The 19686-nt window shown below is 41.1% G+C and carries 23 protein-coding genes and 1 pseudogene; 5 read left to right on the top strand and 19 right to left on the bottom strand.

Going from position 1 to position 19686, the window contains the following annotated elements:
* Positions 1 to 4: 4 nt before the first annotated feature.
* Both B0X70_RS02565 and B0X70_RS02560 read right to left on the bottom strand, forming a co-directional pair.
* Positions 5 to 988: a pseudouridine-5'-phosphate glycosidase gene (locus tag B0X70_RS02565; RefSeq protein ID WP_217470819.1), complete on the bottom strand. Its 984-nt coding sequence runs from the start codon at positions 986 to 988 to the stop codon at positions 5 to 7.
* A 2-nt stretch (positions 989 to 990) separates the two neighbouring features.
* Positions 991 to 2076 (bottom strand): PfkB family carbohydrate kinase, encoded by a 1086-nt coding sequence (locus tag B0X70_RS02560; protein WP_040153841.1) that lies wholly within the window; start codon positions 2074 to 2076, stop codon positions 991 to 993.
* A gap of 659 nt (positions 2077 to 2735) precedes the next feature.
* Here B0X70_RS02560 and B0X70_RS25870 point away from each other — a divergent pair.
* A complete protein-coding gene (locus B0X70_RS25870; RefSeq protein ID WP_418889050.1) occupies positions 2736 to 2861 on the top strand; it encodes a hypothetical protein in 126 nt (41 codons plus the stop codon).
* A 75-nt stretch (positions 2862 to 2936) separates the two neighbouring features.
* Here B0X70_RS25870 and B0X70_RS02550 read toward each other — a convergent pair.
* The 4 genes and pseudogenes from B0X70_RS02550 to dnaB all read right to left on the bottom strand — a co-directional run bounded on the left by B0X70_RS02550 (position 2937) and on the right by dnaB (position 7157).
* Positions 2937 to 3190, bottom strand: a pseudogene (locus B0X70_RS02550) (cloacin immunity family protein).
* 188 nt (positions 3191 to 3378) lie between these two features.
* Positions 3379 to 4575, bottom strand: coding sequence for an amino acid aminotransferase (locus tag B0X70_RS02545; protein ID WP_217470818.1), 1197 nt, complete (start codon positions 4573 to 4575; stop codon positions 3379 to 3381).
* A 53-nt stretch (positions 4576 to 4628) separates the two neighbouring features.
* The gene (gene alr / locus B0X70_RS02540; RefSeq protein WP_217470817.1) at positions 4629 to 5708 is read right to left on the bottom strand and encodes an alanine racemase; all 1080 of its coding nucleotides are present in this window, start codon (positions 5706 to 5708) and stop codon (positions 4629 to 4631) included.
* 39 nt (positions 5709 to 5747) lie between these two features.
* Positions 5748 to 7157 (bottom strand): replicative DNA helicase, encoded by a 1410-nt coding sequence (gene dnaB / locus B0X70_RS02535; protein ID WP_011148449.1) that lies wholly within the window; start codon positions 7155 to 7157, stop codon positions 5748 to 5750.
* Between the two features lie 172 nt (positions 7158 to 7329).
* On the opposite strand from dnaB, the gene B0X70_RS02530 reads away from it, so the two are divergent.
* Positions 7330 to 8313, top strand: a complete 984-nt coding sequence (locus B0X70_RS02530; RefSeq protein WP_217470816.1) for a quinone oxidoreductase — start codon at positions 7330 to 7332, stop codon at positions 8311 to 8313.
* Positions 8314 to 8463: 150 nt separating this feature from the next.
* On the opposite strand, the gene B0X70_RS02525 is transcribed toward B0X70_RS02530, so the two are convergent.
* The 5 genes from B0X70_RS02525 to B0X70_RS24965 form a co-directional block, all read right to left on the bottom strand.
* Positions 8464 to 8841, bottom strand: a complete 378-nt coding sequence (locus tag B0X70_RS02525) for an ASCH domain-containing protein (protein WP_217470815.1) — start codon at positions 8839 to 8841, stop codon at positions 8464 to 8466.
* Positions 8819 to 9208, bottom strand: coding sequence for a hypothetical protein (locus B0X70_RS02520; protein WP_217470814.1), 390 nt, complete (start codon positions 9206 to 9208; stop codon positions 8819 to 8821). The genes B0X70_RS02525 and B0X70_RS02520 overlap by 23 nt, the downstream gene beginning before the upstream one ends.
* Positions 9209 to 9527: 319 nt before the next feature.
* Positions 9528 to 10565 (bottom strand): tRNA dihydrouridine(20/20a) synthase DusA, encoded by a 1038-nt coding sequence (gene dusA / locus B0X70_RS02515; protein WP_217470813.1) that lies wholly within the window; start codon positions 10563 to 10565, stop codon positions 9528 to 9530.
* 351 nt (positions 10566 to 10916) lie between these two features.
* The gene (locus B0X70_RS02510; RefSeq protein ID WP_336246308.1) at positions 10917 to 11099 is read right to left on the bottom strand and encodes a helix-turn-helix domain-containing protein; all 183 of its coding nucleotides are present in this window, start codon (positions 11097 to 11099) and stop codon (positions 10917 to 10919) included.
* A 24-nt stretch (positions 11100 to 11123) separates the two neighbouring features.
* The gene (locus B0X70_RS24965) at positions 11124 to 11255 is read right to left on the bottom strand and encodes a type II toxin-antitoxin system RelE/ParE family toxin (protein ID WP_256448180.1); all 132 of its coding nucleotides are present in this window, start codon (positions 11253 to 11255) and stop codon (positions 11124 to 11126) included.
* Positions 11256 to 11344: 89 nt separating this feature from the next.
* Between B0X70_RS24965 and B0X70_RS02500 the strand changes: the two genes are divergently transcribed.
* Entirely contained in the window at positions 11345 to 11662 is a 318-nt protein-coding gene (locus B0X70_RS02500) for a helix-turn-helix domain-containing protein (RefSeq protein ID WP_217470812.1), read from the top strand.
* A gap of 147 nt (positions 11663 to 11809) precedes the next feature.
* Here B0X70_RS02500 and nadS read toward each other — a convergent pair whose 3' ends face one another.
* The 5 genes from nadS to B0X70_RS02475 all read right to left on the bottom strand — a co-directional run bounded on the left by nadS (position 11810) and on the right by B0X70_RS02475 (position 14657).
* Positions 11810 to 12106 (bottom strand): NadS family protein, encoded by a 297-nt coding sequence (gene nadS, locus B0X70_RS02495; RefSeq protein ID WP_040154031.1) that lies wholly within the window; start codon positions 12104 to 12106, stop codon positions 11810 to 11812.
* Positions 12107 to 12155: 49 nt separating this feature from the next.
* Positions 12156 to 12473 carry a type II toxin-antitoxin system RelE/ParE family toxin gene (locus tag B0X70_RS02490; protein WP_217470811.1) on the bottom strand — a complete coding sequence of 106 codons (318 nt, stop codon included), beginning with the start codon at positions 12471 to 12473 and terminating at the stop codon, positions 12156 to 12158.
* Positions 12474 to 12647: 174 nt separating this feature from the next.
* A complete protein-coding gene (locus B0X70_RS02485; protein ID WP_036811542.1) occupies positions 12648 to 13226 on the bottom strand; it encodes a VOC family protein in 579 nt (192 codons plus the stop codon).
* 166 nt (positions 13227 to 13392) lie between these two features.
* A complete protein-coding gene (locus B0X70_RS02480; protein ID WP_217470810.1) occupies positions 13393 to 13818 on the bottom strand; it encodes a tail fiber assembly protein in 426 nt (141 codons plus the stop codon).
* Positions 13819 to 13820: 2 nt separating this feature from the next.
* The gene (locus B0X70_RS02475) at positions 13821 to 14657 is read right to left on the bottom strand and encodes a gp53-like domain-containing protein (protein ID WP_046396145.1); all 837 of its coding nucleotides are present in this window, start codon (positions 14655 to 14657) and stop codon (positions 13821 to 13823) included.
* Between the two features lie 498 nt (positions 14658 to 15155).
* On the opposite strand from B0X70_RS02475, the gene B0X70_RS02470 reads away from it, so the two are divergent.
* A complete protein-coding gene (locus tag B0X70_RS02470) occupies positions 15156 to 16346 on the top strand; it encodes a lactate oxidase (RefSeq protein ID WP_228998671.1) in 1191 nt (396 codons plus the stop codon).
* A 202-nt stretch (positions 16347 to 16548) separates the two neighbouring features.
* Here the strand turns inward: B0X70_RS02470 and B0X70_RS02465 are convergent, their stop codons facing one another.
* On the bottom strand, positions 16549 to 17691 hold the full coding sequence (locus B0X70_RS02465; RefSeq protein WP_036811537.1) for a DUF1266 domain-containing protein: 1143 nt from the start codon (positions 17689 to 17691) through the stop codon (positions 16549 to 16551).
* A gap of 219 nt (positions 17692 to 17910) precedes the next feature.
* Between B0X70_RS02465 and zur the strand changes: the two genes are divergently transcribed.
* The gene (zur, locus tag B0X70_RS02460) at positions 17911 to 18423 is read left to right on the top strand and encodes a zinc uptake transcriptional repressor Zur (protein ID WP_036778114.1); all 513 of its coding nucleotides are present in this window, start codon (positions 17911 to 17913) and stop codon (positions 18421 to 18423) included.
* Positions 18424 to 18578: 155 nt separating this feature from the next.
* Here the strand turns inward: zur and lexA are convergent, their stop codons facing one another.
* Together lexA and B0X70_RS02450 are read right to left on the bottom strand one after the other, a co-directional pair.
* The gene (lexA, locus tag B0X70_RS02455) at positions 18579 to 19184 is read right to left on the bottom strand and encodes a transcriptional repressor LexA (RefSeq protein ID WP_036778115.1); all 606 of its coding nucleotides are present in this window, start codon (positions 19182 to 19184) and stop codon (positions 18579 to 18581) included.
* 119 nt (positions 19185 to 19303) lie between these two features.
* Positions 19304 to 19675, bottom strand: coding sequence for a diacylglycerol kinase (locus tag B0X70_RS02450; protein WP_040154037.1), 372 nt, complete (start codon positions 19673 to 19675; stop codon positions 19304 to 19306).
* Between the last annotated feature and the right edge of the window lie 11 nt (positions 19676 to 19686).

Below are 19686 nucleotides of genomic sequence, written 5' to 3'. Positions count from 1 at the left end.
CGATTTAAGCCCCTTTTTCCTGTGTTCTGTTTCCTGTTCTCTGTTTTCTGTAACGACTGCTTTCCCAATAACAACAGGCAATTTTTGCCGCCAGTTCAGCGTTATTAAGTACCAACTGAATATTGGCAGACAAGCTATCTCCCCCAGTTAACTCAGCCACTCTGGATAACAAAAACGGCGTACACGCCTTTCCATTTACTTTCTGTTCTATGGATTCGTGCACCGCCTGTTCGATAGCAGCATTGATCTCCGCTTCCGGCATAGCGTATGGCTCAGGGATAGGATTGGCAATCACCAAACCTCCCTGTAATCCAGTATCCCATTTTACTGCCATCGCCTGAGCTATCTGTTCTGGGGAGTCCAGACGAATATTGACGGGAAATGGGCTAGTACGACAGAAAAACGCCGGTAAAGAGTGAGTCTGATAGCCAATTAATGGTACGCCATGAGTTTCAAGATATTCTGTTGTCAGGCCAAGATCCAGAATAGATTTAGCGCCAGCACAGACTACTGCGACACTGGTTTTCGCTAATTCCTGTAAATCCGCCGAAATATCAAAAGTCTGTTCCGCTCCCCGGTGCACACCGCCAATACCGCCGGTAGCGAAGATTCTAATCCCGGCCATTGCCGCAATAATCATGGTAGAAGCTACCGTCGTCGCGCCATTTTTTCCAGCCGCGATAACAAAGGGTAAATCACGACGACTAACTTTAGTTATCTTGTCACCTTCTCTACCCAAAAATTCGATCTCTTCATGAGATAGTCCTGTTTTCATCATCCCATTGATAACAGCAATTGTTGCAGGAATAGCGCCATTTTCCCTGATTTTCCGCTCAACTTGCAGCGCAGTCTTTACATTTTGCGGGTAAGGCATTCCATGAGCAATAATGGTAGATTCCAACGCCACAACCGGTCGGTTATGCTCTAAAGCCTCTGTAACTTCCGGGGAAATATCCAAATATTTATTGCTAATAGCATGATTTTTCATGATTATAATTCCAACAGTTTTTGGACACTGCCATTTGACAGATTTGGATTATTGGTAAATTCGCAAGAGAGCGTGAGCGCAGAGCACCCCTGAGCAAAGCGAACACTTTCTGCCAGCGTCATATTTTCTAGCCAGCAGTTCACTAATCCGGCCATCATGGCATCTCCGGCACCTGTTACATTGACAATCTTGATACTGATGGGAAGTGACCAGCCTGCCACACCATCGCTTTCACTAAAGTAGACACCCTCTACGCCCATGCTGAGTACCAACCGCTGCACACCTTGATCGTGAAACCACCGCGCCACTGCCGGAACATCGGTAGGTTGGGTGATTTTCATTCCACTCAGTGCTTCCGCCTCCAGACAATTAGGTTTTAAGGTGTGAATATAGGAAAGCCAGTTTTTAATCTTAGGCGCTTTAAATGCGGATACTGTATCCACAAATACCGGCACCGTTCCAGCGTTAGTCAACAACCAAACCAAAGCTTCTTCAGATAAATTGCAATCAATAACCAGTACACCGGCATGCCGAATAAGATCATAATGATTCGCTAGCAACGATGGCGTCAATTTTTCCAAAATATGCATATCATTGATGGCAACCAACATCTCACCACCGTCATCTAATAAGGAGACATATGTCGAGGTATTTTCACCATAAAGTTTATAGCAGTAGTCGACATTAACCCCTGCGCATCTGGCCTGATCCAGTAAAGTGCTACCATAGAAATCATCGCCAACAACAGAAATAAGATGGCACTCTTTACCTAATAATGCGATATTTTGGGCAATATTTCTTCCTACACCACCCGGGGTACATTTTATTTTTCCTGGGTTAGAATCTTGATAAATAAGTTTATCCGATGCATAACCGCAAACATCCATATTAATAGAACCAACCGTCACCACATAATTATGATCAGATAAAATATAACCTTTCCCTTTTATATATCCCTTATTCATTAAATTCATAATATGGCCAGCAACACCAGAGCGACTTATACCTAAAATATCGGCAATTTCCTGCTGTGGGATCAACGGATCTCGTCTCAGAAGTTGTAATATTTGTTTTTCCCGATTCGTCATTTTTGGACACTTGTTTGTTCTTAAACACGCGTTTGTTTTATGTGTTAAAGGAAAAATAGTAAAGTGGGATTTTTTACTTTACAACGAAGTTGGGAGAACGATCGTAAGAGTATATGACTGGATTATCAGCCCTATTTTATGTGATAACCATCAAGTTAAATCCTGCTAAACAATCCTTTTTGCTGCATATTAATAATCAACCGGTATTTTGTGCCAGAAATAAATTCAATAAAACAAAGCATTAAGTAAAGCCTTATCGAAAGCTAACAAATGTTTGGATATACCTTGAAATGGTGAAGATTACTTTTCACCATCTGAAACATGTTTCATGAAAAATTGATCTGTTTCACATTAAAAAACATACTTCATAACCGTAAATATCCACGAATAAATTATATACGCTGCAATTAGAATAATTCTCACATTAGATTCCATCTTATAAAGAACAAATATAAATATTTATAACGCTATTATTCTTATAAACAAAAATGCTTATAAACCTCTTGCTCATATAAATAAAAATGTTTATTTTCAAATTAAACAAACAGGAGGAGGCAGTGAAGCAAAGCGAATTTCTCCGGTAGCTTAAAGCTCAAGGAACAGAATTTAAAGATGGGACTAACCACTTGAAAGTTTTCTTGAACGGTAAGCAAACCACGATGTCAAGGCACCCTAGTAAAGAAATTCCAGAACCGCTGAGGAAATTAGGTCACAGCACTAAAATTGACACTATCGCGAATGCGTTAAATGCCTTGGGTAAACATCTGGAACTTGTCGCCATTTAAACATCGCTATCAAATAGTCTTAAACCTTGCCACAGCAAGGTTTAAGTAAATGACTAAATTTAAATTACGGCCTCATTACCATTTATCTCGATAGTCAAATGATATTTGATACCAATATTTATCTGTTTCAATTTTATTTTTAAAATATGATTCAAGTGTTGGCACCCATTATTTTTTACATCGAATGCACCATTATTAATATTATCTTCAATAGGAAGCCCTAATTTTTCTATTATTGAACCATCATCTCCCAAATCTCTAGAATATTCCTCACCAATAAACTCTTCCGTTTTTTTATCAAACCACGCAATATTTAACTTTAATCCCATAACTTACCTCATAAAAATTTTTAATGCTACGTTCTGATCAGCCGTTGCTAATTACGCGCCACATTAAATTAATATTAGGAAGGAAAATAAGCGCACCATAAATAGCGCGCTTCAAGGATGTATTTACTGCTATTTTACAAATTTATCGATCATTATCATCGATAGCAGATTATTTACATCAGAATTTATTACTTATTTACCGCCGCAAATGTCTCAGCAACACGTGCAACATTACGGTGATTAACACCCGGTATACAGACTCGGCCATTACCGACCAGATAAACAGCAAATTCTTTGCGTAAGCGATCCACCTGCCGCTGGCTAAAACCGGTATAGCTGAACATCCCGCGCTGTTTCAGAAAATAATCAAAATTTTTCTCTGGTAGTGCGGTTTTCAAAGCATCCACCAGCACCGTACGCATTTCCAAAATACGCAAGCGCATATGTTCAACTTCTGTCAACCATTGTGCCTTCAAAGCAGGATCAATCAGTACTTTCGCCACAACCTGCGCACCAAAATTCGGTGGGCTAGAGTAGACGCGACGCACACCCGCTTTCAACTGCCCTAATACCCGCTCTTTGGTCTGTTCATCATCGCAAATGACAGACAAACCACCCACTCGCTCACCATACATAGAAAATATCTTGGAGAAAGAGTTACTCACCAGACAAGGCAAACCAGCGTTCGCCATTGCACGAATGGCATAAGCATCTTTTTCCATACCACCCGCAAGTCCCTGATAAGCAATATCAAGGAATGGCAGTAATTCTCTCTCTTTAACAATCTGAACAACTTGATCCCATTGATCATCGGTCAGATCCGATCCAGTTGGGTTATGGCAACAAGGGTGCATCACAATAATGCTTTTTGCCGGCAATTTCCTGAATGTTTCCAGCATTTCATCGAATTTTACCCCTTTAGTCTGTGTATCAAAATAAGGGTAATAGTTCACCTTAATACCAGCCCCCGCAAAAATAGCCGCATGGTTTTCCCAAGTTGGATCACTGCACCACACTTCTGAATCAGGGAAATAGCGACTCAAAAAGTCAGCTCCAATTTTAAGAGCGCCAGAACCGCCTAATGATTGAATCGTTGCCACTATCCGTTGTTTCAACACCGGATGATCTTTACCAAATAACAGTTCCTGAACCGCAAGACGATATGATTCCAATCCCTCCATTGGTAGATAAAGAGAAGCAGTCTGTGACAACGCTCTAAGTTGTTCTTCCGCGGTAGCCACCGCCTGCAATTGCGGAGTCACACCCTGCTCATCGTAATACAGCCCGATGCTCAGATTAACTTTTTCCGCACGAGGATCTTTTTGAAATTCTTCAGCCAGCGAAAGAATAGGATCACCAGCATAAGCATCAACATTCTGGAACATCAGGCTCTACTCCTTATCAGTCAGTTATTTAATAAACCATATAATCTACAACATCATTCGTCCAGATATTCCATCACCACTCTGGAAGTAAGCTTAGTCACCAGCTCATAAGTAATGATACCAGTGCATTCAGCAATCCGTTCCACCGGCAGTACATCTCCCCAGAGCACCACTTCATCACCCACTTTATCTGTCGCATCAGGCCCCAAATCAACCGAGATCATATCCATCGAAACTCGGCCAGCAATCGGCACTTCACGGCCATTAATATATATTGGCGTTCCCGAAGGCGCACTGCGCGGATAACCATCACCATAACCGATAGCCACAACCCCAAGACAAGTATCACGTTCACTGACCCAGGTCCCACCATAGCCAACCGACTCGCCAGCGTTATGCTTACGAACAGCAATTAAGCTCGATTTTAAGGTCATCGCGGGGATCAGGTTAAAATCCACGGCCGTTTTATCAGACAATGGCGATACACCATACATCATCAGCCCAGGACGCACCCAATCTTGATGAACTTCCGGCCACAACAAGATACCTCCCGATGCATCAATAGATTTTTCTCCCGGTTTGTCCGCACAGAAAGCCTGAAAACAAGCTATCTGCTGGCTAGTTGTATCTACCATTGGCTCATCAGCCCTGCCGAAATGGCTGACAATATTGACGGGCTGCTGTACATTTTTACAACGACTTAGCCGTTGATAAAATTCTTCGGCATCTTCCGGCCGTACACCTAAGCGATGCATCCCGCTATCTAGTTTCATCCACACTTTTACCGGATGGGATAACTTAGCCTGCTCCAGTGCTTCCAACTGTTCAATGCTGTGAACCACAGTTTCAATATAGTTAGCAACCAGTACTGGCAGGTCAGACGCATCAAAGCATCCTTCCAGTAACAGAATCGGTTTGACGATACCACCATGACGCAACGTCAATGCTTCACCAATTCGCGCTACACCGAAACAATCGGCGTCGTCCAGCGTATGTGCTGTCTCCAGTAAACCGTGGCCATAAGCGTTTGCTTTCACAACTGCAATCAGGTTGCTTTTAGGAGCGAGCTCCCTTACCCGTTGCAAGTTATGTCGCAGAGCGCGGCGGTCAATAATTGCGGTTGCCGCTTTCATTCTATTCCTTAAATTTATTAATTCTTTGGTGGTTAATACTTATTCGTCGTCATAACTTGGTCCGGCATAGTTATCAAACCGCGACCATTGACCATTAAACGTTAGGCGAACTGTACCAATTGGGCCGTTACGCTGCTTACCAAGAATGATTTCAGCCACACCTTTCATGTCGCTATTCTCATGGTAAACCTCGTCACGATAGATAAACATAATGAGGTCGGCATCCTGCTCAATAGAGCCGGATTCACGTAAATCAGAATTAACCGGGCGCTTATCTGCCCGCTGTTCAAGGCTACGGTTGAGCTGAGAAAGTGCAACCACCGGCACTTGAAGCTCTTTAGCCAAGGCTTTTAGTGAACGGGAAATCTCCGCAATTTCCAAAGTACGATTATCGGATAAGGCCGGAACCCGCATTAATTGCAGGTAGTCGATCATGATCAGACTTAATCCACCATTTTCGCGGAAGACGCGCCGAGCCCGGGAACGGACTTCGGTAGGCGTCAGGCCAGACGAATCATCAATATACATATTGCGTTTTTCCAGCAATATGCCCATCGTACTGGAGATCCGCGCCCAATCTTCATCATCAAGCTGACCGGTACGGATACGGGTTTGATCCACCCGTGAAAGGGACGCCAGCATACGCATCATGATCTGGTTGCCGGGCATCTCAAGACTAAAGATCAAAACAGGCTTATCCTGCATCATGGCTGCGTTTTCACACAGGTTCATGGCAAAAGTGGTTTTACCCATAGAAGGACGCGCAGCCACAATGATCAAGTCTGATTTTTGTAAGCCTGCGGTTTTCTTATCCAAATCCTGATAACCGGTTGAAACACCGGTTACACCATCATGAGGGCGTTGATAGAGCTGCTCGATACGCTCGACGGTTTCTTCAAGGATCTGTTCTATTCCTTTCGGCCCTTCATCTTTACTGGCACGATTTTCAGCGATCTGGAACACCCGTGATTCGGCCAGATCCAATAATTCTTCGCTGCTTCTTCCTTGAGGATCATAACCCGCATCTGCAATTTCATTTGCAACAGCGATCATCTCGCGGACAACAGCACGTTCGCGGACAATATCCGCATAAGCATTAATGTTCGCTGCACTTGGCGTATTTTTAGATAATTCAGCCAGATAAGCAAAACCCCCTACATTATTTAGCTCCCCGCTCTGTTCAAGGGATTCCGATAATGTAATCAGGTCGATAGGATTGCCCATCTCCAGCAACCGCTGCATTTCAGCAAAAATGCGCCGATGTGGACGGCTGAAAAAATCATTGCTAGTAACACGTTCGGAAACATTATCCCAACGTTCGTTATCTAGCATTAAGCCACCTAACACAGACTGCTCTGCTTCCAAAGAGTGCGGCGGAAGTTTCAGCCCTTCCATTTGGCGATCTTTTGGTTCAGCCATTTTGTTGTGAGTTGATTTTTTTCCCGCCATGAATCCTGCAATAATCCACTGATAAATTTACAACAGCACAGAGTATACGCTATGAAGTGCCTTGAGTAATTACATATAGTTTGTAATTATTTCTGGCACATTAAAGCCTGTTTACAATGAATTCAACTACTACGTGCACACACATTCCCCCTTATATTGATGAGGTTGAGTCATGGCAAAACATATCGAATTTTCCTCTATTGGCAGCCCCGAGGTCCTGCAATATTGTGAATTCACCCCCAAAGCTCCTGCTGACGATGAAGTACAAGTAGAAAATAGAGCGATTGGAATCAATTATATCGACACTTACATTCGTAGCGGGCTATACCCGCCGGCACAACTACCAAGCGGCTTGGGCACTGAGGCCGCAGGCGTAGTGACCAAAGTGGGTTCTGCTGTGACTACCATAAAAGTGGGTGACCGTGTAGTTTACGCGCAATCAACTTTAGGCGCTTACAGTGAGGTGCATAATGTCGCGGAAAACAGAGTCGCTGTTCTGCCGGATACCATCTCCTTCGAACAAGCTGCGGCTTCTTTTCTAAAAGGGCTGACAGTCTACTATCTTCTACACCGTACCTACAAAATCCAGTCAGGCGAACCCTTTTTATTTCATGCCGCCGCCGGTGGAGTTGGGCTAATTGCCTGCCAATGGGCAAAAGCTTTGGGTGCAAAACTGATTGGAACAGTCGGCTCTGAAGAAAAAGTACAACGCGCTAAAGAGGCCGGCGCATGGCAAGTTATTAACTATAACCGTGAAAATATTGTCGAACGAATTTATGAAATCACCAACGGTGAAAAAGTCGGTGTAGTTTATGATTCTGTTGGTAAATCGACCTGGCTGAACTCGCTGGATTGTCTGAAACGCCACGGATTAATGGTTAGCTTTGGCAATGCATCCGGGCCAGTTACCGGTGTTGATTTGGGGATTTTAAATCAGAAAGGCTCACTGTTTGTTACCCGCCCTTCTATCGCCGGCTATATTTCAACGCGCGAAGAGTTGGATGAGGCGAGCAAAGAATTATTTGATCTGATTGCCAACGGCAAAATTAATGTGGACGTACCAGAAAATCAGAAGTTCCCGCTAAGTGAAGCGACAAAGGCACATCAGATTCTGGAAAGTCGGGCAACGCAAGGATCAAGTTTACTGATCCCTTAACAGTAAGATGAACGGGTTATTAACTAAGCCTGCAAGTCTAATACCTCATTATGCCGCTATTGCCTGCACGAATAACCTTAGACCGGAGGGCAATGCTGGCTGAATATATGAAAGATAAAACAATACCCCTCTTGGTAGGGGTATCACACCTCAGGCAGATAAATAACGATAAGATTGAGGCGCTGTTATCCCTTGACCAAACACATTTAAAGGCAGAGGTTTATCGTATTTTTTAACATTACCAATACTGATTGCGATAGCCTTCTCCCTTCCTTCAAAATAACTATCAAAAAAATCCTTTGTTGTACCTGCAAATTGATGAGTCATTTCCCATACAACGGAAGGAGCGTCAGAAATAATATCTTCAATTTCAAACTCGCCAACAACCATACCTATCGGCATAGTTGCATATATAACAACGGATTGAACCTGATTATTTTTAAAGGCAACTTTCCTAAATTCAAATTTCTTTGAACCATCAAGTATTCTATCAACATACTCTGGTTTAATTGATAATAAAACTTTCATTGGCTTCGCTCAGTTTGATAATATTATTAAATTGATCATCAGTCAATCTCATGATTCCCCAATAATCACTTTTATTTAAACCGACTTCGTTAATGAGTCTATCACGAATAATCCTTTTAGGTAAAGCCACATTATAAGTAAATCTTACTATGTATGGATACTGCCGTCTTCTATATATTTCAGTTAATTCATTTACACTAAAGACACTAAATTTACTACAATAATCAATATAGCTTTCTAGCGTTGGGAACTCATTAATAACCCTGACTTCTTCAACAACGCAAAGTGAACTAATCACAGATTTATATCGTGCTAGACCTTGTTTATCAGCCGTTCTATATATAACAATAATATCCCCTCTCTTCATATGAAGGACATCTTTCATTGCACATATATATATTTTATGAATACTATTGTTGCTATATACTTACTATCAGCAAGAATCACGTAAACTGGGATATTATTGCCAAGAGCAGTTGTTCAGATTCTAATATAACAAAATGAATTTATTCGAACAGCATCACAATATTTCGCAAAGATATATGGATATCTATTTTTGTCCGATAATGAAAAACTAACTCGAAAAAACAGATTAAAGCACAGTAAAAAATCACGCAATATCCATAAATATTTTAGTGCTCAATTCTCATATATGACTGTGCCTTTAACAGTAAAATGAGCGGATATTACATCCGCTCAGTCACCATAGCTAACGCCTGTTCCACGACAGAAACATCCGCGCCCGGTTTATGTGCATTTTCACTAAGATGACGACGCCATTGACGTGCCCCCGGAATCCCCTGGAAAATACCTAAAATATGGCGGGTAATATGCCCCAGATATGTTCCTTTTGATAGTTCTTGCTCTATATAAGGATAAAGTGCTTTAACCACCGCAACGGTATCAACTACCGGCATTGAAACATCAAACAATTCATGATCAACCTGTGTCAAAATAGACGGGTTCTGATAAGCCTCTCGCCCAACCATAATTCCATCTACATATTGTAAATGCTGTTTCGCTTCTTCCAGCGATTTAATACCGCCATTGATAGCAATCGTTAATTGAGGAAAATCCTTTTTCAATTGATAAACTCGTGGGTAATCCAGCGGGGGAATCTCACGGTTCTCCTTTGGGCTTAAACCAGAAATCCAAGCTTTACGGGCATGAATGGTAAATATATTGCAACCACTGCGTTGCATAACAACATCAATAAAATCACATAGGAATTGGTAACTGTCCTGTTCATCAATACCGATACGGGTTTTAACTGTCACCGGCACATTAACCACATCCTGCATGGCTTTGACGCAATCAGCGACCAGTTTAGCTTCCCCCATCAGGCACGCACCAAAACGGCCATTTTGCACCCGGTCAGAAGGACAACCGACGTTTAGGTTAATTTCATCATAGCCACGTTCCTGTGCAATCTTCGCACAATGCGCCAACGCCTGCGGATCACTGCCACCCAATTGTAATGCTATCGGATGTTCTTCTTCGCTGTATGCCAGATAATCGCCTTTACCATGAATAATCGCCCCGGTTGTCACCATTTCGGTATATAACAGCGTTTGCTGACTTAATAAACGATGGAAATAACGGCAATGGCGATCTGTCCAGTCCAACATAGGAGCTACGGAGAAACGGTTAGGACTATATTTGACTGTTTCTCTATCTTTCTCGCTGAATTTAAACGTTTTTTGAATTTCTTTACTTTGGTGCATTGCTATACTTTTTTAGATTATTTTGGCATTCTCAGTACCCCATAAATAAGGGAATATACTGCGGAGAATGATATTAAATTACGGCCTACTATAGCATAGTGAAACGTCCCCGTACTGATGACACTATTAGGTATCGTTGACAATTGACGTTAAGAAGTATCACAGGTGATTTAATGTAGAGCCGTACAATTTGCTATCAGGAATATTTTGGGGAAACGCAGAGTACGTTGACTTTAGCGTAATTATTTCAGCTAAAGGGATAAACGGGACCAAAGTCCCATTCCTTTTACTGATATTGAACGTTGAAGTTAATAACCGCGCCACGCGCTGCCGCATAACGTTCCAAGGTCTTCATACTTGCGCCAAGAGGATTTTTTCAAGCCGATTGATACCTGATGGTTTGATACCGATTTTATCTGCCAGCTCAGTCTTTGACATGCCAGAACGTTCACGCATCTCAAACAATATCTGTATCAGTTCCAATTCCTTGTCGGCCTCCTTATACGCAGCGATAGACTCCGCGTCATTCAACATCAACTCCTTCAATTCGTTCAGGTTTCATTTGAACTCCTTAAGCCTCGTATGGGCTGTCTTGATGGCTGCTGCCGGGGTTTTGTCGGTCTTCTTCACGAATGCATGTAGCAGATAGATATTCTGACCTCTTGCAAACGCATACAGTGACCGGGCAATGTCTTTATCTCCTACCCTTTCGAAGGAAAAGATGGATAAAATTCGTGAACGATTGAAAATCGCAGAAGACCATGCCAGAGGAACATAATATGAACCACAATATCGAAGTCAGTATCGGTAACATTTATGCCGATCTCGGTACGGCAGATGCCGAAGAAATGCAAGTCAAAGCACAACTTGCTACCACCATCGGCAACATCATTAAAAGCCGCCGCCTAACACAGGAAAAAGCCGCACAATTGTTAGGCATGACTCAACCCCGCTTATCTAACATGCTACGTGGGCAGCTCCGGGGGATCAGCGAGGCAAAAATGCTAGATTACCTGAATCGACTAGGGCGGGACGTTCAGATTGTGATCGGGAAACCACGCCGAACACCCGGTAACCTTAAAGTCGTTTTTTCTTAATACAACTTTCACAATAGCCCAATCTTCTGGGCTATTTTTATCTGTCGTGCATATACTCAAGCTCAGTTCTTGTCAACAGATCTGACTGGTACCGAACCTTTTACTACAGCCCTTTTTCGTACAGTTCCTAATCCTGCTGTCGCTCAATTAAATCATTTTAAGCTGGTTGATAATAAAAGGATTCGCCTGAAGCAACAACAACAGTTTTCTTGATGCGCCAGTGGGATAACGGCGTTGGCTTTCCCAACTTTTCACCAAGTCATAACTTACCCCGACCGCCACAGCAAAATCTTGCTGCTTCAAGCCGGTAGCTTCGCGTATTGCTTTAACATCAATCTCGGTGAAAGTATGAACATGTTCTGGTTTCGGTGTCAGCTCACCCTTCTCAATTTTCACCATTTCTTCTGCACTAGCCAGCAGATCGGCAAATATTTCATCTTTCATGCGATTTCTCCGCCCTTTGGCGCGGGAGTTACTCCCATAAATAATGCAACTAATTCAGCCTATCCGAAAGTTGCTTAAGCATTTTTTTCTGCTCATCAGTCAAATTATCTTGCTCATTCTTCGGATAGACCAACGCCAGATAAATTCGACCTTTACTGGTAACATTATAATAAATAACTCTAACTCCCCCACGTTTGCCCATCCCCGAACGACTCCAACGAATCTTACGAAATCCCCCCGTATTCGCAATGGTATCTCCAGCATCAGGATCATTAATTAGCGTTTCTTGAAACTCCCGATATTCATCATCGGGTAACAATTCTAGTCGCCGCTTACTGAAGCCTTGCAGCTCAATAAAAGTAAACATCGTGCTCCCGGTCTGATTATTATCCTTTCATCCATAGTAAGTGTACCCAGTACACAAATCAAGCCATATTGGCGTACAAGGTACACTTTTATTAACTCAGATACCTCACTACACTTGTAACGACACTATCTACTGTTCCAGCCAGCAGATCGACAAATAATTATTCAGCACTACTTAATCAGTGCCAATATCATCATGGCCTTCTTCAAATTCCCATTGAATATTATATTTGTCGATAAAATAAAAATATCTTATCTTGCCCATAATCTCGCAAGTTTCTTGTTTTAAAACAGAGTTTTTTTCATCCTCCTCGTTAAAGAACATAAATTCATCACTGGTAATTTCATCTATTTTGTATGGCTTATATAATGGTGATGAATTTATCAATCTTACATCAGGAAAGTTTTTTATATATTCAAATACACTATCTATATTTTGTATTCTAAGACAAATATGCCCAATACCACCAATATCATTAGCTTCCTTTATTTCAACCCTTTTTTCTCCCGTCGGATGATGATATTCCATTAACTCAATAAAAACCCTAGCTCCAGGAATTTCCAAAAATGCCATTGATACATCAATCTGTTCAGGGTTATCAATAAAACCCGCTGACTTTGCAAAACCCTTATTTTTAAAATGAGGAAAGAATTGTCTTGGTATTGCCCCAAATAGATTTTTATAAAAGTCTATTGCTGCCATCATATCATCTACAACAATATTAATATGACCTAACCCTTTAAAGTCTATCATTATTTTCTCCATTATTTTATATAGAATATAATCTCATATAAAATAAAGAATAATAAAATTAGCCTACAGAAGATAATCAACAATTAAGATTTAAATTGGAAGCCAGAGATACCCCCAAAAAATCAAACAGGTCAATTTTGGGGGTGGATTAAAAAATCGCGTCTATTTATCCCTTAGGTTTTTCCGGCCAATCAATATCCATTGCCTGTGAAACATCTATCCGATTAAGTATTACTCTGTATTCTTTCCATGCCAATAAAGCTATTTTCTCTTCCTCAGTTGCAATACCTAAATCAACAGCGTCTTGCAGTGGTGCAATTTGATTGGTTGCCTCAGCAATAAGTTGTTGTTTTTGGAATTCAGCATGTTGCCGTAATTCATCTTTCGTTGGCGGGGGAATATCTGCCCACTCCGGCAAACCGTTTTTATTTGCTACACGGTGTTTCCCTTCTGGAGCATGATTAGCAGCATATTCCTGATAAATATCATGACTGACTTCTATAATATCATCAGGCAATGAACCAGCAGCAATATAATTTTGTTCCAATTCTACCGGGTAGAAAGCATTCGTTTTTGCACTGTAATAATACATAATTAATATCCTATCGCTATCCAAAAGAATGGGCTATCCCATTTGGCATTTACCCAAGAATTTAATAAATCGAAAGATGAATTATCAATTACATTTACATAGCCAACAGATGCCCCCATAAAACCCATTTTACTTTGAATAGAATTAATATTGACGGCATAATGCGTATTGGAAAAACTAATTGGCAATTGAATACGTTCTATACGGCCAGCATCAATGACCTTAGTACGCCCCCATTGGTAAATAACGCCTGTATCTCCACATTTCCACCAACCATTAACCGCTTTACTGGCAGTATTCCTATTACCTTTGGCATTAACTTGGTTATCTACTTCTTCTTTTGTGTACACCCCAATATCCACAGCATCCAGATCAATATTCTCAGATAATTCCTTACCATTCACTTGCCGAATGTTGGGCACTCTGCTATTAATATTTTCACCAAGCGAATTTACTATTTTCTGAGCAAGCTTTTGCGTAACAGCTAATATGTCACTATCACCAAGTACATCTGTAAGTTGAATAACACCTTTTTGTGTTAATGAAGCACTTGGAATTTCTATTAAAGCTTTTTTCTCTAAAGCTGTATTTAATTGGGCAGTGAGCTTATCTATATCACCGTCATCCAAAACATCATCACCACATTGTGTATAAATAAAATTAGCCACCACTGATGATATGGTTGACGATTGACGCAAGACCTTATTTAATAAATCAATGGAAATAACATTGGGAAGAATTCCCATATTCAATTCCTGACTCTCTTCATATTCTTCCTGAGAAACAATATTCGCATCTGGACTAATAGAAAAGGCTTTAAAGTCATTCTTATTACTCATGAGTTCTCCTTAAGGAAAAAACTTATGTTTTCATTAAATAAGACTTTGAGATAATGAAAATTAAAATATCCACCTGTTCATCGCATATAATTTTAGAATGCATTTCAATAATAGCCTTTTTCTGATAATGAATGATGAAATATTTTTATAACTTAGTGAAATTAACTATTTTATTATAATTAATAAAGATAACAATTAAATATTTTAAGCCAAATTTATACCCAAGCCGCTCATTTACATTCAGCATCCACGCCCCCTCTGTTTGAACTATTCTCCAAAAACTCAGGTAAGCAAATAAAATAAGCCATTTTACTTTAATCTGAGTTTTGTGATGTTGCTCTCACAACAAAGAATCGCCAGTTCCAATAGGCTTTGTCAGCTTATAAAAACATTCTTCAGGATTTATTAGCTTGAATTATCCAGAATAGGTCTATTCTTAATATGTGGACAAATTCTATTGTCAATACTTATTAAACCTACTAAGTAAGGGAAAATTATATGCCATCAAGAAGAGACGTCATAGTTGGAGGATTAAGTCTTGCTGCTGCCGGTACGCTATCCGCTGTATCCTCAGCCAACGCCGCAACTGCTAACATAAAACTGACAGGAGCCTACAAAACAAATAGTTCAGAAAAATCCCTTGATATTATTAATCTTTATGATCTGGAAGAAGAAGCGCGTAAATTGATTCCTGCGCCCCAATTTGGCTATATCAGCGGCGGTTCAGGTGATGAATGGACTCTACGTGAAAACACCAGAGCCTTCGACGATTTCCAAATTATTCCCCGCTATCTCGCCGGAGTAAAAGAGCCTGACACCACAACCGAGTTGCTCGGTAGTAAAGTGGATATGCCTATTTTCATTCCCCCAATGGCAGCACATGGGCTAACTCATACTACTGCTGAATTGGGCACAGCAAGAGGCGCCGCCAATGCCGGCACACTATTTACCGCACAAACTCTAGCCAATTCACCTCTTGAAGAGATAGCAAAAGTGAGTAATGGCCCTAAATGGTTCCAAATTTATTTTACCAAAGATATGGGCATTAACCGCGAAATGATACGCCGAGCCAAAGCGATGGGAGCAACCGCAATCGTCTTTACGGTCGATTTAGAGTGGAGTGGTAATAGAGAAACCGATAAACGTAATAAATTTGTTTTCCCACATTCATTACCATTTCCGAATATTCCAGGCGTTCCCGCAGGAGCAACCTTAGCAGAGATTACAGCGCTCTTTAAACGGGATCTTGATTTTAATGACCTGGAGTTCCTTGCCAAAGAATCAAGTCTGCCAATCATCGTAAAAGGTATTCAATCTGCCGAAAATGCTAAAGAATGTGTTGACCACGGCGCCGCAGCAATTCAAGTTTCTAATCACGGTGGCCGGCAGTTGGATACTGTCCCGGCAGCAATCGCTTCATTACCGCACATTATTGAAGCTGTCGGATCTAAAATCCCAGTCTATTTAGATGGCGGCATCCGCCGTGGTACCCATGTGTTTAAGGCTCTCGCATTAGGCGCCAAAGCTGTCGCTATCGGTAGGCCCATTTTATATGCGCTGGCATTAGGTGGAGCACCAGGAGTCACTTCTGTTTTAAACCTACTTAAAGATGAGCTAAAACTCTGCATGAAGTTGGCAGGATGTGCGGCCATTAAAGATATAGAGAGAAAATTTATTAATTTGATTTAACCCATTAACTAATAAAGCAAATATTGGCCCCGTTTCATTTGAAACAGGTGATTTCAGGAAACGGGGTAAATTATGTTGCCTTTAGAAATAATGGATACCATAACGAAAAAATCCGTTCTCTCACTTATTACACCATATTTCCTATATTAATTATTTATTTCCCTTTGAAATGTTCTTCAAAGGGAAACATTTCATGTAAATATTAATGGAGTACACGAGACGCTGACAGCTCAGTAATATCAAATTCATAACTTTGTTGCTCTTCCATGTTACTGCGTAAAACATCTTCTACTAATGCAGAAAAACCTGTCATCATCTGCTTTTCCATCATGACGCCTTTTGGCTCAGGCCACGGCAAACTAGCAATTGGCCAGTCACAATGTGACTTATAATAATTAAATTGTTCCAACCGCTCTTTAGACCGATCAAAATCATTACTCCAGTAAGCATTGCCCAGCCGAAAATTTGTATAAAATTCATCAAAACTACCGAAGATTTCATAAACATAATCAGCGGTTTTCAGCATATTTTTCCATGCCATTTCTTCACTGATATAACCGGCGCAAAAACAGTTACGACTTAAAACAATCGCAAGCCACAAATCAAACCCCCACACTAATGCAGGAGGGCGTCGATTAATAGGTTTGGCACATTTATGAATATAGTCAGGTGTTACTTCAACTAATTTGGCCAGCACTTTAAACATTTTCCCATCACTAAGAGCGGCATCAATCGCAAAATGTTTTGAATGCACCCCCTCCCACAAACCCGTTAGCATTTTCATATACCCTTCTTCATCAATAATTCCCCAGTCGCTATATAATTGGGATTGATGCTCTTGGGTCAGAGATAATGGAAGCAGACAGTAACGATAGTTATCATGGGCAACCCGTGACTGTAGGGGATAATGCTCTAGAGTTTCACTCCAAAAACCTAGCCAATAGTCACTAACAATATTTAACCGTAATGCCTGACGCTTCTCTTCTGGTAAAAGAGATAAACCTGCTTGTTGATAATAACGCCGTTGTTCCCATTCAGGCCGCTTAACAATGCGATAAATAATAACAGAAAGCAACATTACACCTAATAATGCTACACCTCCTACTTGTGCCAGAAGTAAATAATCGGCATCAGGGACAGATACATTACCTATTATAAATAAAACAATTGCTACAGATAATACAATACCCATACATACTGCAATTACAAATAAAATATTAATCAATGCATATAATGCTCTTAGAAAAGGTAACTTTCTTTTTTCACAGATAATATGCTTCATTACCTGATAGCCTTTAACTGGGAACTGTCTATAATGAGGCTGATTTTGTAAAAGCTCTTTCATCACAAATGCTTCCTTTCCGAAAATTATCTGTCATATACGATAATTCTTGTCTGTATTATCATAAACTTCAAGAAAACATTATTTTTGCTATTGAGTACCAATTTAGCCAAATTAACTCCATCAGGGGACAATCACAATGAACTTTACTGGATAATATTTTCTATTGAAGAAACATGATAACATCACAATATTATCATCGTACTGGTTGTAAGAGGCGCAATGAAATTGATTAATCAAAAAAAGTTACTGGAACAGGCCGAAGTTATTTGCCAGGCTCGTGGAGTCCGCTTTACTCCGCAGCGGCTTGAGGTTTTGCGTCTCATTTCAGAACAGCCAGGGGCAATCAGCGCTTATGATTTACTGGATTTGCTACGGGAAGCAGAGCCGCAGGCCAAACCGCCTACCGTATACCGAGCACTGGAATTTCTGCTGGAACAGGGGTTTATTCATAAAATAGAATCCACCAACAGTTATGTCCTATGTCACCATATCGAACAACCAAGTCACACTTCAGCGATGTTTATTTGTGACCGTTGTGGTTCTGTTACGGAACGAGATGGTGGAACCGTCGAATCCGCCATCCAACAACTAGCAAAAACAGCCGGGTTCAGTTTACGCCATACCATTATCGAAGCACATGGCTTATGCTCATCCTGTGAAGAGATCGAATCCTGCACTAAACGAGATGAATGCCAGCATGACCACCGCATTGAAGTAAAAAGAAACAGATAGTAAGTAAATACTTACTTTTGGTACAGAGCCAGACTGAAATAAACAACCGCAGAATCACGTTTAAGATAATCACAACGATAAATTCAACAACATGATTCTGCCGGAATATTGCAATTCTTTAACAATCTCAAAAACAACAATTTGATATTTTATTATCAAGACCAGTTGCCGCTACGAATCACCCCAACCGCCAATCCTTCAATTGTCAGGCTCTGCTCACGCAAATCCACCACAATTGGCTTAAATTCAGGGTTTTCTGCCAGCAATTCAACTCTGTTTCCAGTCTGTTTAAAACGTTTTACCGTCACTTCATCTTCAATGCGAGCAACAATAATCTGCCCATTACGAACATCTTGTGTTTTATGCACGGCCAACAGATCACCATCCATAATCCCAACATCTTTCATAGACATGCCGCTGACCCGCAACAGGAAATCTGCACTTGGCTTAAACAGTGCCGGATCAACCTGATAATGACTTTCAATATGCTCCTGTGCCAACAGTGGTTCACCTGCGGCGACACGGCCAATTAACGGTAAACCAGATTCTTCAACCAGCAAACGGATACCTCTAGATGCCCCAGCGACAATCTCTATCACCCCTTTACGAGCCAATGCTTTCAAATGCTCTTCAGCCGCGTTAGGTGAACGAAAACCAAGACGTGCTGCAATTTCAGCACGCGTCGGCGGCATCCCCGTTTGCGAAATATGGTCACGCACCAAGTCATAAACTTGCTGCTGCCTTGCGGTAAGTGCTTTCATTTCGTCCCCTGTTTGTTTATACAGTCAATATGTGAGTATATACAGCTAAATAACGATTGGGAACCTACCAGGGTAGAAAATTAGCCAATTATAATATAATACCTAACTATTAAACTAAATCAGGCCATAAAATAGCGCCAAAGGATGGTCCCCCAGACAATTAACGACAGAATCATTGTTAGAAAGACAGCCGCCGATCCCATATCTTTCGCGCGACCGGACAGTTCATGGAACTCACTGCCAATACGGTCAACCACGGCTTCAATAGCACTATTCAAGATTTCCATAATCAACACCAGCATCACGGAACCAATCAGTAAAATGCGTTCAATTGCGCCGATATCCAGATAAAATGCAACCATCATAGCCAATATCGCTAAAACTATTTCCTGACGGAAAGCCGCCTCATTTTTCCATGTTGCCCGAATGCCCTTCACCGAATATACGATCGCTTTAATGATACGGGTCAAGCCCTTGGATTGATTCGCCATAAATTATTCAC

This window comes from Photorhabdus akhurstii, from assembly GCF_019090985.1.
In the GTDB taxonomy this organism is placed as follows: Bacteria; Pseudomonadota; Gammaproteobacteria; order Enterobacterales; family Enterobacteriaceae; genus Photorhabdus; species Photorhabdus akhurstii.
Note: the sequence above shows the minus strand (reverse complement) of the source record. Positions and strands in the feature narration are given on the sequence as shown.

Excerpts from the sequence above, each read along its gene's own strand:
- B0X70_RS02565 (WP_217470819.1), bottom strand. The coding sequence starts at position 988 with ATGAAAAATCATGCTATTAGCAATAAATATTTGGATATTTCCCCGGAA.
- B0X70_RS02560 (WP_040153841.1), bottom strand. The coding sequence starts at position 2,076 with ATGACGAATCGGGAAAAACAAATATTACAACTTCTGAGACGAGATCCG.
- B0X70_RS25870 (WP_418889050.1), top strand. The coding sequence starts at position 2,736 with ATGTCAAGGCACCCTAGTAAAGAAATTCCAGAACCGCTGAGGAAATTA.
- B0X70_RS02545 (WP_217470818.1), bottom strand. The coding sequence starts at position 4,575 with ATGTTCCAGAATGTTGATGCTTATGCTGGTGATCCTATTCTTTCGCTG.
- alr (WP_217470817.1), bottom strand. The coding sequence starts at position 5,708 with ATGAAAGCGGCAACCGCAATTATTGACCGCCGCGCTCTGCGACATAAC.
- dnaB (WP_011148449.1), bottom strand. The coding sequence starts at position 7,157 with ATGGCGGGAAAAAAATCAACTCACAACAAAATGGCTGAACCAAAAGAT.
- B0X70_RS02530 (WP_217470816.1), top strand. The coding sequence starts at position 7,330 with ATGGCAAAACATATCGAATTTTCCTCTATTGGCAGCCCCGAGGTCCTG.
- B0X70_RS02525 (WP_217470815.1), bottom strand. The coding sequence starts at position 8,841 with ATGAAAGTTTTATTATCAATTAAACCAGAGTATGTTGATAGAATACTT.
- B0X70_RS02520 (WP_217470814.1), bottom strand. The coding sequence starts at position 9,208 with ATGAAGAGAGGGGATATTATTGTTATATATAGAACGGCTGATAAACAA.
- dusA (WP_217470813.1), bottom strand. The coding sequence starts at position 10,565 with ATGCACCAAAGTAAAGAAATTCAAAAAACGTTTAAATTCAGCGAGAAA.
- B0X70_RS02510 (WP_336246308.1), bottom strand. The coding sequence starts at position 11,099 with ATGTTGAATGACGCGGAGTCTATCGCTGCGTATAAGGAGGCCGACAAG.
- B0X70_RS02500 (WP_217470812.1), top strand. The coding sequence starts at position 11,345 with ATGAACCACAATATCGAAGTCAGTATCGGTAACATTTATGCCGATCTC.
- nadS (WP_040154031.1), bottom strand. The coding sequence starts at position 12,106 with ATGAAAGATGAAATATTTGCCGATCTGCTGGCTAGTGCAGAAGAAATG.
- B0X70_RS02490 (WP_217470811.1), bottom strand. The coding sequence starts at position 12,473 with ATGTTTACTTTTATTGAGCTGCAAGGCTTCAGTAAGCGGCGACTAGAA.
- B0X70_RS02485 (WP_036811542.1), bottom strand. The coding sequence starts at position 13,226 with ATGATAGACTTTAAAGGGTTAGGTCATATTAATATTGTTGTAGATGAT.
- B0X70_RS02480 (WP_217470810.1), bottom strand. The coding sequence starts at position 13,818 with ATGTATTATTACAGTGCAAAAACGAATGCTTTCTACCCGGTAGAATTG.
- B0X70_RS02475 (WP_046396145.1), bottom strand. The coding sequence starts at position 14,657 with ATGAGTAATAAGAATGACTTTAAAGCCTTTTCTATTAGTCCAGATGCG.
- B0X70_RS02470 (WP_228998671.1), top strand. The coding sequence starts at position 15,156 with ATGCCATCAAGAAGAGACGTCATAGTTGGAGGATTAAGTCTTGCTGCT.
- B0X70_RS02465 (WP_036811537.1), bottom strand. The coding sequence starts at position 17,691 with ATGAAAGAGCTTTTACAAAATCAGCCTCATTATAGACAGTTCCCAGTT.
- zur (WP_036778114.1), top strand. The coding sequence starts at position 17,911 with ATGAAATTGATTAATCAAAAAAAGTTACTGGAACAGGCCGAAGTTATT.
- lexA (WP_036778115.1), bottom strand. The coding sequence starts at position 19,184 with ATGAAAGCACTTACCGCAAGGCAGCAGCAAGTTTATGACTTGGTGCGT.
- B0X70_RS02450 (WP_040154037.1), bottom strand. The coding sequence starts at position 19,675 with ATGGCGAATCAATCCAAGGGCTTGACCCGTATCATTAAAGCGATCGTA.